This is a genomic window from uncultured Algibacter sp. (assembly GCF_947487605.1).
Taxonomy (GTDB): Bacteria; Bacteroidota; Bacteroidia; order Flavobacteriales; family Flavobacteriaceae; genus Algibacter_D.
Genome location: NZ_CANKXK010000012.1, coordinates 52,302 through 66,201, shown reverse-complemented (window position 1 = coordinate 66,201; position 13,900 = coordinate 52,302). Strand labels below are relative to the sequence as shown.

Annotated in this window: 25 protein-coding genes; all 25 read right to left on the bottom strand. The window is 33.6% G+C overall.

Translation table 11 applies throughout. The features are described from left to right. Positions 1–161 precede the first annotated feature (161 nt). Positions 162–1,454, bottom strand: a complete 1,293-nt coding sequence (gene eno / locus Q0739_RS13340) for a phosphopyruvate hydratase (RefSeq protein ID WP_298239230.1) — start codon at positions 1,452–1,454, stop codon at positions 162–164. Positions 1,455–1,584: 130 nt separating this feature from the next. Continuing rightward, complete coding sequence (gene carA, locus Q0739_RS13335) at positions 1,585–2,712, bottom strand: glutamine-hydrolyzing carbamoyl-phosphate synthase small subunit (protein WP_298239229.1); 1,128 nt, start codon at positions 2,710–2,712, stop codon at positions 1,585–1,587. 117 nt (positions 2,713–2,829) lie between these two features. Then, complete coding sequence (gene rplQ / locus Q0739_RS13330; protein ID WP_298239228.1) at positions 2,830–3,300, bottom strand: 50S ribosomal protein L17; 471 nt, start codon at positions 3,298–3,300, stop codon at positions 2,830–2,832. A gap of 59 nt (positions 3,301–3,359) precedes the next feature. Next, positions 3,360–4,352 (bottom strand): DNA-directed RNA polymerase subunit alpha, encoded by a 993-nt coding sequence (locus tag Q0739_RS13325; RefSeq protein ID WP_298239227.1) that lies wholly within the window; start codon positions 4,350–4,352, stop codon positions 3,360–3,362. Between the two features lie 95 nt (positions 4,353–4,447). Next, positions 4,448–5,053, bottom strand: a complete 606-nt coding sequence (rpsD, locus tag Q0739_RS13320) for a 30S ribosomal protein S4 (protein ID WP_298239226.1) — start codon at positions 5,051–5,053, stop codon at positions 4,448–4,450. Between the two features lie 97 nt (positions 5,054–5,150). After that, on the bottom strand, positions 5,151–5,534 hold the full coding sequence (rpsK, locus tag Q0739_RS13315) for a 30S ribosomal protein S11 (protein WP_135877609.1): 384 nt from the start codon (positions 5,532–5,534) through the stop codon (positions 5,151–5,153). Between the two features lie 113 nt (positions 5,535–5,647). After that, positions 5,648–6,022 carry a 30S ribosomal protein S13 gene (gene rpsM / locus Q0739_RS13310; protein WP_298239225.1) on the bottom strand — a complete coding sequence of 125 codons (375 nt, stop codon included), beginning with the start codon at positions 6,020–6,022 and terminating at the stop codon, positions 5,648–5,650. 2 nt (positions 6,023–6,024) lie between these two features. Further along, positions 6,025–6,141, bottom strand: coding sequence for a type B 50S ribosomal protein L36 (gene ykgO, locus Q0739_RS13305; protein WP_010181906.1), 117 nt, complete (start codon positions 6,139–6,141; stop codon positions 6,025–6,027). 10 nt (positions 6,142–6,151) lie between these two features. Next, positions 6,152–6,367 (bottom strand): translation initiation factor IF-1, encoded by a 216-nt coding sequence (gene infA / locus Q0739_RS13300; RefSeq protein WP_298239224.1) that lies wholly within the window; start codon positions 6,365–6,367, stop codon positions 6,152–6,154. A 9-nt stretch (positions 6,368–6,376) separates the two neighbouring features. After that, entirely contained in the window at positions 6,377–7,723 is a 1,347-nt protein-coding gene (secY, locus tag Q0739_RS13295) for a preprotein translocase subunit SecY (RefSeq protein ID WP_298239223.1), read from the bottom strand. 14 nt (positions 7,724–7,737) lie between these two features. Next, positions 7,738–8,190 carry a 50S ribosomal protein L15 gene (rplO, locus tag Q0739_RS13290; RefSeq protein WP_298239222.1) on the bottom strand — a complete coding sequence of 151 codons (453 nt, stop codon included), beginning with the start codon at positions 8,188–8,190 and terminating at the stop codon, positions 7,738–7,740. A 16-nt stretch (positions 8,191–8,206) separates the two neighbouring features. After that, complete coding sequence (gene rpmD / locus Q0739_RS13285) at positions 8,207–8,386, bottom strand: 50S ribosomal protein L30 (RefSeq protein WP_099563536.1); 180 nt, start codon at positions 8,384–8,386, stop codon at positions 8,207–8,209. Positions 8,387–8,397: 11 nt separating this feature from the next. Next, positions 8,398–8,922 (bottom strand): 30S ribosomal protein S5, encoded by a 525-nt coding sequence (gene rpsE / locus Q0739_RS13280; RefSeq protein ID WP_298239221.1) that lies wholly within the window; start codon positions 8,920–8,922, stop codon positions 8,398–8,400. Positions 8,923–8,928: 6 nt separating this feature from the next. Beyond that, positions 8,929–9,285: a 50S ribosomal protein L18 gene (rplR, locus tag Q0739_RS13275; RefSeq protein ID WP_298239220.1), complete on the bottom strand. Its 357-nt coding sequence runs from the start codon at positions 9,283–9,285 to the stop codon at positions 8,929–8,931. Between the two features lie 10 nt (positions 9,286–9,295). Continuing rightward, on the bottom strand, positions 9,296–9,838 hold the full coding sequence (rplF, locus tag Q0739_RS13270) for a 50S ribosomal protein L6 (RefSeq protein WP_298239219.1): 543 nt from the start codon (positions 9,836–9,838) through the stop codon (positions 9,296–9,298). Between the two features lie 17 nt (positions 9,839–9,855). After that, on the bottom strand, positions 9,856–10,254 hold the full coding sequence (rpsH, locus tag Q0739_RS13265) for a 30S ribosomal protein S8 (RefSeq protein ID WP_298239218.1): 399 nt from the start codon (positions 10,252–10,254) through the stop codon (positions 9,856–9,858). A 68-nt stretch (positions 10,255–10,322) separates the two neighbouring features. Then, positions 10,323–10,592: a 30S ribosomal protein S14 gene (gene rpsN / locus Q0739_RS13260; RefSeq protein ID WP_298239217.1), complete on the bottom strand. Its 270-nt coding sequence runs from the start codon at positions 10,590–10,592 to the stop codon at positions 10,323–10,325. 3 nt (positions 10,593–10,595) lie between these two features. Then, a complete protein-coding gene (rplE, locus tag Q0739_RS13255) occupies positions 10,596–11,147 on the bottom strand; it encodes a 50S ribosomal protein L5 (RefSeq protein ID WP_298239216.1) in 552 nt (183 codons plus the stop codon). A 2-nt stretch (positions 11,148–11,149) separates the two neighbouring features. Then, on the bottom strand, positions 11,150–11,461 hold the full coding sequence (gene rplX, locus Q0739_RS13250) for a 50S ribosomal protein L24 (RefSeq protein ID WP_034043314.1): 312 nt from the start codon (positions 11,459–11,461) through the stop codon (positions 11,150–11,152). A 14-nt stretch (positions 11,462–11,475) separates the two neighbouring features. Continuing rightward, a complete protein-coding gene (rplN, locus tag Q0739_RS13245; RefSeq protein ID WP_069831953.1) occupies positions 11,476–11,844 on the bottom strand; it encodes a 50S ribosomal protein L14 in 369 nt (122 codons plus the stop codon). Positions 11,845–11,846: 2 nt separating this feature from the next. Next, positions 11,847–12,104, bottom strand: a complete 258-nt coding sequence (gene rpsQ / locus Q0739_RS13240; protein ID WP_019386276.1) for a 30S ribosomal protein S17 — start codon at positions 12,102–12,104, stop codon at positions 11,847–11,849. A 12-nt stretch (positions 12,105–12,116) separates the two neighbouring features. Continuing rightward, a complete protein-coding gene (gene rpmC / locus Q0739_RS13235; protein ID WP_237231813.1) occupies positions 12,117–12,308 on the bottom strand; it encodes a 50S ribosomal protein L29 in 192 nt (63 codons plus the stop codon). Between the two features lie 13 nt (positions 12,309–12,321). Beyond that, positions 12,322–12,741: a 50S ribosomal protein L16 gene (gene rplP, locus Q0739_RS13230; protein WP_298239215.1), complete on the bottom strand. Its 420-nt coding sequence runs from the start codon at positions 12,739–12,741 to the stop codon at positions 12,322–12,324. 21 nt (positions 12,742–12,762) lie between these two features. Continuing rightward, a complete protein-coding gene (gene rpsC, locus Q0739_RS13225; RefSeq protein WP_034043304.1) occupies positions 12,763–13,485 on the bottom strand; it encodes a 30S ribosomal protein S3 in 723 nt (240 codons plus the stop codon). A gap of 7 nt (positions 13,486–13,492) precedes the next feature. Beyond that, the gene (rplV, locus tag Q0739_RS13220) at positions 13,493–13,900 is read right to left on the bottom strand and encodes a 50S ribosomal protein L22 (protein ID WP_237238875.1); all 408 of its coding nucleotides are present in this window, start codon (positions 13,898–13,900) and stop codon (positions 13,493–13,495) included.

Here is a 13,900-nt window from a genome sequence, read left to right as displayed (position 1 = left end):
TAATTTAATTTTGTTAAGCGGAACGCTAATTTACGAAATATCCCCTTATTTTTAAAGCTTACTGGTAATGTTTTAATCAATTTAAATATTATTAAAATTGATACTAAATAAAAAGCGATTGCTAAAATAACAATCGCCTCTTGAATATAGTTTAAGACTCTTTATTTTATTTTAAAGGCTTTTTCTTGTGGAAAATAAGCAACTTCTCCAAGCTCTTCTTCAATACGTAATAATTGATTGTATTTAGCCATACGATCACTACGTGATGCCGAGCCTGTTTTTATTTGTCCTGTGTTTAATGCTACAGCTAAATCTGCAATAGTATTATCTTCTGTTTCTCCAGAACGGTGAGACATTACCGATGTATAACCAGCATTATGAGCCATATTTACAGCTGCGATAGTTTCGGTTAAAGTACCTATTTGGTTTACTTTTATAAGAATTGAATTGGCAATACCTTCATCAATACCTCTTGATAAACGCTCTACGTTTGTTACAAACAAATCATCTCCAACCAATTGTACTTTATCTCCAACTAATTCGGTTAAGTATTTCCAACCATCCCAATCGTTTTCATCCATCCCATCTTCAATAGAAATAATTGGATATTTTTCAACTAGTTCAGCTAAATAATCGGCTTGTTCTTTACTTGTTCTAACTACGCCTGTATCTCCTTCAAACTTTTTGTAATCGTATTTACCGTTTTCATAAAATTCTGCCGAAGCACAATCTAATGCAATCTTAACTTCGTCACCAAATTTATACCCAGCGTTTTCAACAGCTTTTGCTATAGTTTCTAAAGCATCTTCTGTCCCTCCAGCTAAATTTGGAGCAAAACCACCTTCATCACCAACAGCTGTACTTAAATTTCTATCGTGTAATACTTTTTTTAGATTATGGAAAATTTCCGTTCCCATTTGCATAGCATGTGTAAAGTTTTTAGCTTTTACAGGCATAATCATAAACTCTTGAAATGCAATAGGTGCATCACTATGAGAACCACCGTTTATTATATTCATCATTGGTAATGGTAAGGTGTTTGCAGAAACGCCACCAACGTAACGATATAATGGTAATCCAAGCTCTCCAGCTGCTGCTTTAGCAACTGCTAAAGAAACACCCAAAATAGCATTAGCTCCTAATTTAGATTTATTTTTTGTGCCATCTAAATCAATCATGATTTGATCGATTAAATTCTGTTCAAAAACTGAAACTCCTAATAATTCTTGAGCAATGATAGAATTTACATTATCTACGGCTTTTAAAACACCTTTACCCATATATGCATTGCCACCATCACGTAATTCGACAGCTTCATGCTCACCAGTTGATGCTCCAGATGGTACTGCAGCTCTTCCTAATATATCATTTTCTGTTACAACATCAACTTCTACTGTTGGGTTTCCTCTCGAATCAAGAATTTGTCTTGCGTGTATATTAATTATAATACTCATAATTAGTTTGTTTTTAATCGTTTAATACTTCAAATTTACGGCTAAATCTTCTCTTTTTTTAGATGTTTTTAAGAAAACAATCAAAAACACTTCTATAACGTTTTAGTAAAATTTAGTCTATTTTTAGATGTTATTTGTTAGCCATTTCTAACTTACCTTTTTTAATATTTTCAATGAATTGATCGAACAAATAATCAGAATCATGTGGGCCAGGACTTGCTTCTGGATGATACTGAACTGAGAAACAATTTTTATTTTTCATGGCTAAACCAGCTACTGTGTGGTCGTTTAAATGAACATGTGTCACTTCTAAATCTGCATTTGCTTCTGCTGCTTCCCTATTAACTGCAAAACCATGATTTTGAGATGTTATTTCGCCTTTACCAGTTATCAAATTTTTAACTGGGTGGTTAATACCTCTATGTCCATTATGCATTTTATACGTAGATACACCATTTGCTAACGCAATTACTTGGTGACCAAGACAGATACCAAATAAAGGTAAATCTCTTTTTATAATTTCCTTTGCAACCTCTTGGGCTTCTATTAATGGTTCTGGATCTCCAGGTCCATTAGATAAAAAATAACCATCTGGATTGAAAGCCGCTAAATCTTCGAATTTTGAATTGTATGGAAACACTTTTATATAAGCATCTCTTTTTGCAATATTTCGAAGGATGTTCTTTTTTATCCCTATATCTAATGCTGCAACTCTGTAGGTAGCATTTTCGTCACCAAAATAATATGGCTCTTTGGTTGATACTTTTGAAGCTAGCTCTAAACCTTCCATATTAGGTACTTCGGCTAATTGCTTCTTTAAACCATCTATATTATCTACATTGGTGGAAATTACAGCATTCATAGCGCCATTATCTCGAATATAACTTACTAAAGCTCTAGTATCAACATCTGATATTGCTAATAAATTATTTCTTTCAAGAAAATCTTCTAAAGAACCTTCTGAATCTACTCTAGAATACTCATAGCTAAAGTTTTTTACTATAAGACCTGCTATCTTTATAGAATCTGATTCTACTTCATCTGCATTTGTTCCGTAATTACCAATATGGGCATTAGTGGCTACCATTAATTGTCCGTAATATGAAGGATCTGTAAAAATCTCTTGATATCCTGTCATGCCAGTATTAAAGCATACTTCGCCAAAAGCTGTTCCTTGTTTATTTCCTACTGCCTTACCGTAAAAAATTGTACCATCTGCTAGTAGAATGATGGCATTTTGTCGTTTTTGATATTTCATTTATTCGCTTAAATTCATAAGATTCCTGCCTACACAGGAATGAAGTTTTACAAAATTGCATAAAAAAAAGGATAAACTAAAATAGTTTATCCTTTATATTTAAATGCTTATTAACATTTATTCTTCTTCGTTAGATGCTTGAGTTTCAACTGGAGCAGCAGCAGGTTTAGAACCTCTTCTTCTACTTCTTCTAGTTGTTTTCTTTTCTTTCTTACCAGCGTTGTAGATTTCGTTGTAATCTACTAACTCAATCATTGCCATATCAGCATTATCACCAAGTCTATTTCCTAACTTGATAATTCTAGTATAACCTCCTGGGCGATCGGCTACTTTTACTGCTACATCTCTAAATAATTCTGTTACCGCATCTTTTTGTCTTAAAGTTGCCATAACGATACGTCTGTTATGAGTTGTATCTTCTTTAGATTTAGTAATCATTGGCTCAACAAATTGCTTTAAAGCTTTTGCTTTGGCAACTGTAGTGTTAATACGTTTGTGTTCAATTAATGAACAAGCCATATTAGCCAACATTGATTTTCTATGGGCAGTTTTTCTACCTAAATGGTTTACCTTTTTTCCGTGTCTCATGACATTTGTTTTATCATCTTGCTACCAAACTCGACATGCGAGGAGCAAAATATGATTAATTAATCTTTATCTAATTTATACTTTGTTAAATCCATTCCGAAGTTTAAGCCTTTAACATTTACAAGCTCTTCAAGCTCTGTTAAAGATTTTTTACCGAAGTTACGGAACTTCATTAAATCATTTTTATTAAACGACACTAAGTCTCCTAAAGTATCTACCTCTGCAGCTTTTAAACAGTTTAATGCACGAACAGATAAATCCATGTCAATTAACTTTGTTTTAAGCAACTGGCGCATATGTAATGATTCTTCATCATATGTTTCAGTTTGTGCAATTTCATCTGCTTCTAAAGTTATACGCTCATCTGAGAATAACATGAAGTGGTGAATTAAGGTTTTAGCTGCCTCTGTTAATGCGTCTTGTGGCGTAATAGAACCATCTGTAATGATTTCAAAAACTAATTTTTCGTAATCAGTTTTTTGCTCAACACGATAGTTTTCAATACTATACTTAACATTTTTGATTGGCGTGTAAATAGAATCGGTAAAAATAGTTCCTATTGGTGCAGAAGCTTTTTTGTTTTCTTCAGCAGGTACATATCCTCTACCTTTTTCTATAGTGATTTCTATATTGAAATTTACTTTAGGGTCTAAATTACAGATTACTAATTCTGAATTTAAAACTTGAAATCCTGAGATAAACTTTTGAAAATCGCCAGCTAATATTTGTTCTTGACCAGAAATTGATATAGAAATAGATTCGTTATCAATATCTTCAATTTGTCTTTTAAAACGTACTTGTTTTAAGTTTAAGATTATTTCGGTTACATCTTCTACTACTCCTGCAATTGCAGAAAACTCATGATCTACACCTTCTATTCTAACCGATGTGATTGCAAATCCTTCTAATGAAGAAAGCAAAACTCTTCTTAATGCATTACCTACTGTTAATCCATAACCAGGCTCTAATGGTCTGAATTCGAATTTACCTTCGAAATCAGTAGAGTTAATCATGATTACTTTGTCGGGCTTCTGAAAATTAAATACTGCCATATTTTCTTCGTTTTAATTGTTATTTGTTTGCGCGGTTTAAAAGTTTGAAGAAATACTTATAAACCCTTTGGACAAATACCAATATGATTAATTTATTATTTAGAATATAATTCTACGATGAATTGTTCGTTTATGTTTTCTGGAATTTGAATTCTAGCAGGAACAGAAACATAAGTTCCTTGTTTCGTGTCATCATTCCAAGTAATCCACTCATAAACATGACTTGAATTTGAAAGTGATCTTTCAATAGCTTCAAGGGATTTAGATTTTTCTCTAACAGCAACAACATCTCCTGCTTTTAATGAGTAAGAAGGAATATTTACTAATTCCCCATTTACAGTAATGTGTCTGTGAGATACTAATTGTCTAGCACCGCTTCTTGTTGGAGCGATACCCATTCTGAATACAACATTATCTAATCTAGACTCACAAAGTTGTAATAATACTTCACCAGTAATACCTTGCGCAGTTCTAGCTTTTTTAAACAATCCTCTAAATTGACGCTCTAAAATACCATAGGTATACTTAGCTTTTTGCTTTTCTTGTAGTTGGATTGCATATTCAGATTTTTTTCCACGTCTTCTGTTATTTCCATGTTGACCTGGAGGGTAATTTCTTTTTTCGAAAGATTTATCATCTCCGAAGATAGCTTCGCCAAATTTACGAGCTATTTTAGTTTTAGGACCAGTATATCTTGCCATTTTAAATTTGTTTTTAAGAGTGATTATGAATTAAGGTCTTAATCTTATCCTTCGATAATCGTTGATCTCTTGTTGATACTTGTTATTATTAATTTATTTAAACTCTTCTACGTTTAGGAGGTCTACATCCATTGTGTGGTAATGGAGTAACATCGATAATCTCGGTTACTTCAATACCTGCATTGTGAATAGAACGGATAGCAGATTCTCTACCATTACCTGGTCCTTTAACATAAACCTTTACTTTTTTCAATCCCGCTTCTTGAGCTACAGCTGCAGCATCTTCAGCAGCTAATTGAGCAGCATAAGGTGTGTTTTTCTTAGAACCTCTAAATCCCATTTTACCAGCTGAAGACCATGAAATAACGTCTCCTTTTTTATTGGTAAGTGAAATAATGATGTTATTGAAAGAAGCAGTAACATGTGCTTCTCCAACTGAGTCTACAATAACTTTACGTTTTTTAGTGCTTGTCTTTGCCATATTTTTTTAGTTTCTAGTTGTTAGCTTTTAGTTATTGGAATCCTAAACTTTTACATTTCAAGCAGATTCTTCTAACGTCCAAATACTAATGACTAATGACTATTGTCTAATGATTATTTAGTTGCTTTTTTCTTGTTAGCAACCGTTTTTCTTCTACCTTTTCTTGTTCTAGAGTTGTTTTTAGTACGTTGTCCTCTTAAAGGAAGACCCGATCTATGACGAATACCTCTGTAACATCCAATATCCATTAATCGCTTAATGTTTAATTGTGTTTCAGAACGTAATTCACCTTCGATAGTAAAAGAACCTACAGCTTCACGAATACCGCTAATTTGGTCATCGGTCCAGTCTTGAACTTTAATACTTTCATCTACCTTAGCAACTGCTAAAATGTCTTTTGCTCTACTTCTACCTATTCCATAGATATAAGTTAAAGAGATTACTCCTCTTTTGTTTTTTGGTATGTCTACACCTGCAATTCTTGCCATAATTACCCTTGTCTTTGTTTAAATCTAGGATTCTTTTTGTTTATCACGTAAAGTCTACCTTTTCTACGCACGATTTTGCAATCGGCACTTCTTTTCTTTAATGATGCTCTTACTTTCATCGTATTCGTATTAGTATCTGTAAGTTATTCGAGCCTTAGTTAAATCGTAAGGACTCATTTCTAATTTCACTTTATCTCCTGGTAACAATTTAATGTAATGCATACGCATTTTTCCAGAAATATGTGCAGTCACAATGTGACCGTTTTCTAATTCCACACGAAACATAGCATTCGATAATGCTTCATTTATTGTTCCGTCTTGTTCTATTGCTGCTTGTTTTGCCATAGTATAAAATTAAGCTACTGCTTTTCTATTTTTACCAGTTTTCATCAAACCATCATAGTGTCTATTTAACAAGTATGAATTTACTTGTTGCATAGTATCAATCGCAACTCCAACCATAATTAATAATGAGGTTCCTCCGAAAAATAAAGCCCATCCTGCTTGAACGTTCATAAGCTTAACTATAAATGCTGGGAACACAGCTATTAATGCTAAGAATATAGAACCTGGTAAGGTTATTTGAGACATTATTTTATCTAAATATTCAGATGTTTCAGAACCTGGACGAATACCAGGAATAAAACCACCACTACGTTTTAAATCGTCTGCCATTTTATTTGTAGGTACCGTAATTGCTGTATAGAAGTATGTAAATACTATAATTAATAAAGCAAATACCACATTGTACCAGAAACCAAAAATATCAGAAAACTGTGTTTGCATCCAAGCACCTACAGTTGTTTCTTTTAAGAAAGAAGATCCGCCTATTAAACTTGGTACAAACATAATTGCTTGAGCAAATATAATTGGCATTACCCCAGAAGCATTAAGCTTTAAAGGAATATATTGTCTTGATCCAGCCATAGCACTTTTCTCGTAACCACCAGAAGCTGTTCTTCTTGCATATTGTACCGCTATTTTTCTAACAGCCATTACAAGTAAGATTGAAGCTAATATGATTACAAACCATACAACCAATTCAAAAAGGATTAACATAACGTTATTACCTTCTAATCTAGTTGCTGCATTTTGTAAAAATGCTTGTGGTAACGTTGCAATAATACCCACCATAATTAATAATGAAATACCATTACCAATACCTTTATCGGTAATTTTTTCACCTAACCACATGGCGAATATACATCCTGTAACCAAAATAACAATAGATGAAAAATAGAACAATCCTCCTGTACCTAATAAGAAAGCAGATGGAGGTATACCTAAAGCAGGTAAACTCGCTAAATAACCAGGGGCTTGTACTAAACAAATTGCAATGGTTAACCAACGTGTAATCTGAGTTATCTTTTTTTGACCACTAGCACCTTCCTTCTGTAGTTTTTGTAAATAAGGAATAGCAATTCCCATTAACTGTACTACAATGGAGGCAGAAATGTAAGGCATGATACCAAGTGCAAAAACCGAAGCATTTGCAAAAGCGCCACCAGTAAAGGCATTAAGTAAACCTAATAACCCACCATCTGTACTATCTGCTAAACCACCTAATTGGGCTGCATCAATACCTGGTAAAACTACTTGTGCACCAAAACGATAAACTAATAACAGACTCAAAGTTACTATGATTCTGTTTCTTAGTTCTTCTATTTTCCAAACATTCTTTAATGATTCTATAAATTTCATACTTATAATAAGTCTTATATAGTTACAGCTTCTCCACCAGCAGCTTCTATAGCAGCTTTTGCTGATGCAGTAAATTTATGCGCAGATACTTTTAATTTTGCTTTTAATTCTCCACGACCTAATATTTTAACTAAATCATTTTTTCCAGCTAAACGGTTTGCGAATAAAATTTCGAAATCTACTGTATCTTTTATTTTCTTATCATCAACCAATTGTTGTAACGTATCTAAATTGATACCTTGATATTCAACTCGGTTAATGTTAGTAAAACCAAATTTAGGAACACGCTTTTGAAGTGGCATTTGACCACCTTCAAATCCTAGTTTCTTAGAATAACCCGAACGAGATTTTGCTCCTTTGTGACCACGGGTTGCCGTACCACCTTTACCAGAACCTTGACCTCTACCTATTCTTTTTCCTTGGTTTTTTACTGAACCTTCTGCAGGTTTTAAATTACTTAAATCCATTTTTCAGTTTATATTTTTAAGCTTCTTCTACAGAAACTAAATGTGAAACTTTAGCAACCATACCAAGAATATTTGGTGTAGCTTCATGCTCTTTTACTTGACCAATCTTTTTAAGACCTAAAGCCTCTAAAGTTCTTTTTTGTCTTTGCGTACGATTGATTGCGCTTTTAACTTTTGTTACTTTAATCTTTGCCATCTCTGTCTTTATTAAGCTTTAAAAACTTGTTCAAGTGAAATACCTCTATCTCTTGCAATTGCCTTTGCATCTCTTAATTGTAATAAGGCATCAAAAGTTGCTTTTACTACATTATGAGGATTTGAAGACCCTTGAGATTTTGATAATACATCATGTACCCCAACTGCTTCAAGTACTGTTCTTACAGCACCACCAGCAATTACACCTGTACCAGGAGCTGCAGGAATAATATTTACTCTAGCACCACCATATTTACCTTTTTGTTCGTGTGGTAAAGTTCCTTTTATAATAGGAATTCTAACAAGGTTTTTCTTTGCATCTTCAACTGCTTTTGCAATAGCACTAGCTACATCTTTAGATTTCCCTAAACCTTGACCTACAACACCAGCTTCATCACCAACCACTACAATCGCTGAAAAACCAAATGCTCTACCACCTTTAGTTACTTTTGTAACTCTTTGTACCCCAACTAAACGATCTTTAAGATCTAATCCACCTGGTTTTACTAACTCTGCACTTTTATATTTTTGAAACATAATTTTTTAGAATTTTAGTCCTGCTTCTCTAGCTCCTTCAGCCAATTGTTTAACTCTACCATGATATAAATAACCTCCTCTATCAAAAGAAACAGTTTCTATACCTGCTTTTAAAGCTTTTTCAGCAAGAGCCTTACCTACTAATTTAGCTACTTCAGATTTAGTTGCCTTTGCAGCACTAATGTCTTTATCTCTTGAAGATGCTGCACTGATAGTGTTACCAGTTATATCATCTACTAATTGAGCATAAATTTCTTTATTACTTCTAAAAACAGCTAATCTTGGTCTTGCTTCTGTACCAGAAACAACCTTACGGATTCTGCTTTTTATTCTTAATCTTCTTTGATTCTTTGTCAATGCCATAACTTAATTATTAAGCTGATTTACCTGCTTTTCTTCTTATTTCCTCACCAACAAACTTAACACCTTTACCTTTGTAAGGTTCTGGTTTTCTGAAACCGCGAATTTTTGCAGCTACTTGACCTACAAGTTGTTTATCAAAAGAGGTTAGTTTAACAATTGGGTTTTTCCCTTTCTCTGATATTGTCTCTACTTTTACTTCTGGAGCAATATTTAAAATAATGTTATGAGAAAAACCTAAAGCTAAATCTAATTTCTGACCCTGGTTAGATGCTCTATAACCTACACCAACCAATTCTAATTCTTTAGTCCATCCTTTAGAGACACCTTCAATCATATTATACATTAATGATCTGTATAAACCATGTTTTGCTTTTTGATCTTTAGTATCAGAAGAACGTGTAACCCAAACGCTACCGTCTTCAACTTTTATTTCTATAGAATCGTAATTTTGTGTTAACTCTCCTAATTTTCCTTTTACAGTTACTACGTTTTCTTTAACGTCTACTGTTACACCTTCTGGAATGGCTACTGGATTATTTCCTATTCTTGACATTTCTTTCTGGCTTTAAATTAGTATACGTAACATAAAACTTCGCCTCCAACGTTATCTCTTTTAGCTTGCTTACCTGTCATTACTCCGTGAGAAGTTGAAACTATAGCAATACCTAAACCATTTAAGATACGTGGTAAATCGTTAGCACCTGCATACTTTCGTAAACCTGGTGTACTAATTCTTTGAAGCTTTTTGATTACTGGTTCTTTTGTTTCTTTGTTGTACTTAAGTGCTATTTTAATAGTGCCTTGTACAGAAGAATCATCAAATTTGTAACTTAAAATATATCCTTGTTCGAACAATATTTTAGTGATGTCTTTTTTAAGATTAGAAGCAGGTATCTCTACCACTCTGTGGTTAGCACGCACTGCGTTTCTAATTCTTGTCAAATAATCCGCAATTGGATCTGAGTACATAATGAATTGATTTTGTGGTCTTGGTTTTCGAACTATTTCGAACCTTAAACCTGATTATTTAAATAATATTACCAACTTGCTTTTCTAACTCCAGGGATAAGACCTTGATTGGCCATTTCTCTGAATGTTACACGTGAAATTCCAAAAGTTCTCATGTACCCCTTTGGTCTTCCAGTTAATTTACATCTATTATGCATACGAATTGGAGAAGCATTTTTTGGCAGCTTTTGTAATGCTTCGTAATCTCCAGCTTCTTTTAAAGCTTTACGTTTCTCTGCATATTTAGCTACTGTTTTAGCTCTTTTTACCTCACGGGCTTTCATTGATTCTTTAGCCATAACTTAGTTCTTTTTAAAAGGTAACCCTAATTCAGTTAATAATGATTTTGCTTCTTTATCAGTATCTGCTGTTGTAACAAATGTAATATCCATACCAGAAATTTTATTAACTTTATCAATATTTATTTCTGGAAATATAATTTGCTCGGTAACTCCTAAATTGTAGTTACCTCTACCATCAAATCCTGTAGCTTTAATTCCGTTAAAATCTCTAACACGTGGAAGTGCAGAAGTTACTAAACGGTCTAAAAACTCATACATTCTCTCACCGCGTAAAGTTACTTTAACACCAATTGGCATTCCTTTACGTAATTTAAATGATGCAACATCCTTTTTAGATAATGTAGATATTGCTTTTTGTCCAGATATAGTTGTTACCTCTTCTACAGCGTAGTCGATTAACTTTTTGTCTGCAACAGCTGCCCCAACACCTTTAGATATTACTATCTTAGTAAGTTTAGGAACTTGCATTACATTTTTATATCCAAATTCGTCTGTAAGAGCTGCAATTACTCTGCTTTTATACTCTTCTTTAAGTCTTGGTGAATATGCCATAACTATATTACTTCATTAGATTTTGTTGAAAATCTTACTTTTTTATCGCCTTCTACTCTATAACCAATTCTTGTTGTTTCTCCTTTTGAAGTTAACAATGATAAATTAGAAATATGAATAGCAGCTTCTTTCTCTACAATGCCTCCTTGAGGATTTTGCGCGCTTGGTTTAGTATGTTTCTTAACCATGTTTACACCCTCAACAATTGCTTTGTTTTTTTCTATAAATACCTTTTGTACTTTACCTTCAGATCCTTTGTGGTCTCCAGCAATTACTTTTACAGTATCTCCAGTTTTTATTTTAAGCTTTCCCATCTTAATATTCTGTATTAAAGCACCTCTGGTGCTAATGATACAATCTTCATGAATTGTTTATCACGAAGTTCTCTAGCAACAGGACCAAATACACGTGTACCTCTCATCTCACCTGTTGGGTTTAATAAAACACATGCGTTATCGTCGAATCTTATATAAGATCCGTCTGGTCTTCTTACTTCTTTCTTAGTTCGAACAACAACTGCTGTAGAAACTGCTTTTTTCTTAATGTTTCCATTAGGAGTCGCATCTTTAACAGAAACAACTATCTTATCTCCTACAGAAGCATATCTTCTTTTAGTTCCTCCTAAAACACGGATTACTAAAACTTCTTTTGCTCCAGTATTGTCTGCTACCTTTATTCTTGATTCTTGTTGTAACATAATTATTTAGCTCTTTCTAGGATTTCTACTAATCTCCAACATTTAGATTTACTTAAAGGTCTTGTTTCCATGATCTTTACAGTGTCTCCAATATTACAATCGTTTGTTTCGTCGTGTGCAACGTATTTTTTCGTTTTTAACACGAACTTACCATACATAGGGTGCTTTACTTTTTTAACCTCTGCAACAACTATTGATTTTTGCATTTTGTTACTAGTAACAACTCCTATACGTTCTTTTCTTAAATTTCTTGTTTCCATCTTTCAGCAGAATTATTGTAATTCTCTTTTAGTTAATTCGGTCGCAATTCTTGCTACTGTACGTCTAATTGTACGTAACTGAATTGGATTTTCTAAAGGAGATATTGCATGAGCCAATTTTAGGTCTGAATAACTCTTTTTTGTTTCACCAAGTTTTTCTTGTAACTCAGCTACAGATAATTCTTTAATTTCTGATTGTTTCATAATATCAAATAAATTATGCTTCGTAATCTCTAGCGATTAAAAACTTAGTTTTTACAGGTAGCTTTTGCGCTGCTAAACGTAATGCTTCTTTTGCAACGTCTAATGGCACACCTCCTACTTCAAATAAAATACGTCCTGGTCTACATACAGCTACCCATAATTCTACAGCACCTTTACCTTTACCCATACGTACTTCAAGAGGCTTTTTTGTGATAGGTTTGTCTGGAAATATTTTAATCCAAAGTTGCCCTTCTCTTTTCATGTAACGTGTAGCGGCAATACGAGCTGCTTCAATTTGACGTGCTGTAATAAACGTAGCGTCTAATGCTTTTATTCCAAAAGTACCGTTTGATAGTTGATGTCCTCTTCCAGAGAGACCTTTCATACGTCCTTTTTGTTGTTTACGAAATTTTGTTCTTTTAGGCTGTAACATTTTTCTTTAATTTATAAAAAATTACTTTCTACGACGAGGTCCTTTATTTCCACCACGTCCTCCGGCTCCACCTTTTCCTTGCTTCTTAGATAAACCAACAAGCGGAGAAAGCTCTCTTTTACCATATACTTCACCTTTCATGATCCATACTTTAACACCTAATCTACCATAAGTAGTATGTGCCTCAACTAAAGCATAGTCAATATCGGCTCTAAAAGTAGATAAAGGAATACGTCCTTCTTTGTAGTGTTCTGAACGTGCCATTTCTGCACCATTTAAACGACCACTAATCTGGATTTTAATTCCTTCTGCATTCATACGCATTGTAGCAGCAATAGCCATCTTAATTGCACGTCTGTATGAAATTCTATTTTCAATTTGACGGGCGATACTTGATCCTACTAAAAACGCATCAAGTTCAGGTCTTTTAATTTCAAAGATGTTAATCTGAACTTCTTTTCCAGTAATCTTTTTAAGTTCTTCTTTTAACTTGTCTACCTCTTGACCGCCTTTACCAATAATGATACCTGGACGTGCCGTTGTGATAGTAACGGTTACAAGTTTTAAAGTTCTTTCAATAATTACTCTACTAACACTAGCTTTAGATAAACGCGCGTGAACGTATTTTCTAATCTTATCGTCTTCGGCAAGTTTATCACCATAATCGTTTCCTCCGTACCAGTTAGATTCCCATCCTCTGATAATTCCTAAGCGATTTCCGATTGGATTTGTTTTTTGTCCCATACTCTTATTAAGCTTGTGTGTTATTGTTAGCTCCTACCACTAATGTTACGTGGTTAGAACGTTTTCTAATTCTGTGTGCACGACCTTGAGGTGCTGGACGTAATCTTTTTAACATAGATCCGCTATCCACTTTTATCTCTTTTACAAATAATTCAGCCGATTCAACATCTGCATCTTCATTTTTTGATTGCCAGTTAGCGATAGCTGATAATAATAACTTCTCTAAACGACCAGATGCTTCTTTATTGTTGAATTTCAAGATATTAAGTGCATTCTCTACTTTTTCACCTCTTACTAAATCGGCTACTAAACGCATTTTTCTCGGTGACGTAGGACAGTTATTAAGTTTAGCAAAAGCAACATGTTTTTTTGCTTCCTTAATAGCGTCTGCCATTTGTTTTTTACGACTTCCCAT

Coding starts and splice junctions, on each gene's coding strand:
- eno (WP_298239230.1), bottom strand. CDS start 1,454: ATGAGTATTATAATTAATATACACGCAAGACAAATTCTTGATTCGAGA.
- rpsQ (WP_019386276.1), bottom strand. CDS start 12,104: ATGGAAACAAGAAATTTAAGAAAAGAACGTATAGGAGTTGTTACTAGT.
- rpmC (WP_237231813.1), bottom strand. CDS start 12,308: ATGAAACAATCAGAAATTAAAGAATTATCTGTAGCTGAGTTACAAGAA.
- rpsK (WP_135877609.1), bottom strand. CDS start 5,534: ATGGCAAAGACAAGCACTAAAAAACGTAAAGTTATTGTAGACTCAGTT.
- ykgO (WP_010181906.1), bottom strand. CDS start 6,141: ATGAAAGTAAGAGCATCATTAAAGAAAAGAAGTGCCGATTGCAAAATC.
- rplV (WP_237238875.1), bottom strand. CDS start 13,900: ATGGGAAGTCGTAAAAAACAAATGGCAGACGCTATTAAGGAAGCAAAA.
- rpsN (WP_298239217.1), bottom strand. CDS start 10,592: ATGGCTAAAGAATCAATGAAAGCCCGTGAGGTAAAAAGAGCTAAAACA.
- rplP (WP_298239215.1), bottom strand. CDS start 12,741: ATGTTACAGCCTAAAAGAACAAAATTTCGTAAACAACAAAAAGGACGT.
- rpsC (WP_034043304.1), bottom strand. CDS start 13,485: ATGGGACAAAAAACAAATCCAATCGGAAATCGCTTAGGAATTATCAGA.
- rplO (WP_298239222.1), bottom strand. CDS start 8,190: ATGGATTTAAGTAATTTAAAACCTGCAGAAGGTTCAGTAAAAAACCAA.
- secY (WP_298239223.1), bottom strand. CDS start 7,723: ATGAAATTTATAGAATCATTAAAGAATGTTTGGAAAATAGAAGAACTA.
- rplX (WP_034043314.1), bottom strand. CDS start 11,461: ATGGGAAAGCTTAAAATAAAAACTGGAGATACTGTAAAAGTAATTGCT.
- rplF (WP_298239219.1), bottom strand. CDS start 9,838: ATGTCAAGAATAGGAAATAATCCAGTAGCCATTCCAGAAGGTGTAACA.
- rplR (WP_298239220.1), bottom strand. CDS start 9,285: ATGGCATTGACAAAGAATCAAAGAAGATTAAGAATAAAAAGCAGAATC.
- rplN (WP_069831953.1), bottom strand. CDS start 11,844: ATGTTACAACAAGAATCAAGAATAAAGGTAGCAGACAATACTGGAGCA.
- Q0739_RS13325 (WP_298239227.1), bottom strand. CDS start 4,352: ATGGCAGTATTTAATTTTCAGAAGCCCGACAAAGTAATCATGATTAAC.
- rplE (WP_298239216.1), bottom strand. CDS start 11,147: ATGGCATATTCACCAAGACTTAAAGAAGAGTATAAAAGCAGAGTAATT.
- rpmD (WP_099563536.1), bottom strand. CDS start 8,386: ATGGCAAAGATTAAAGTAACAAAAGTTAAAAGCGCAATCAATCGTACG.
- rpsD (WP_298239226.1), bottom strand. CDS start 5,053: ATGGCAAGATATACTGGTCCTAAAACTAAAATAGCTCGTAAATTTGGC.
- rplQ (WP_298239228.1), bottom strand. CDS start 3,300: ATGAGACACGGAAAAAAGGTAAACCATTTAGGTAGAAAAACTGCCCAT.
- infA (WP_298239224.1), bottom strand. CDS start 6,367: ATGGCAAAACAAGCAGCAATAGAACAAGACGGAACAATAAATGAAGCA.
- carA (WP_298239229.1), bottom strand. CDS start 2,712: ATGAAATATCAAAAACGACAAAATGCCATCATTCTACTAGCAGATGGT.
- rpsE (WP_298239221.1), bottom strand. CDS start 8,922: ATGTTTCAAAAATATAAAAGTGCAGAGTTAGTAAAACCAGGTGGATTA.
- rpsM (WP_298239225.1), bottom strand. CDS start 6,022: ATGGCAAGAATTGCAGGTGTAGACATACCAAAAAACAAAAGAGGAGTA.
- rpsH (WP_298239218.1), bottom strand. CDS start 10,254: ATGTACTCAGATCCAATTGCGGATTATTTGACAAGAATTAGAAACGCA.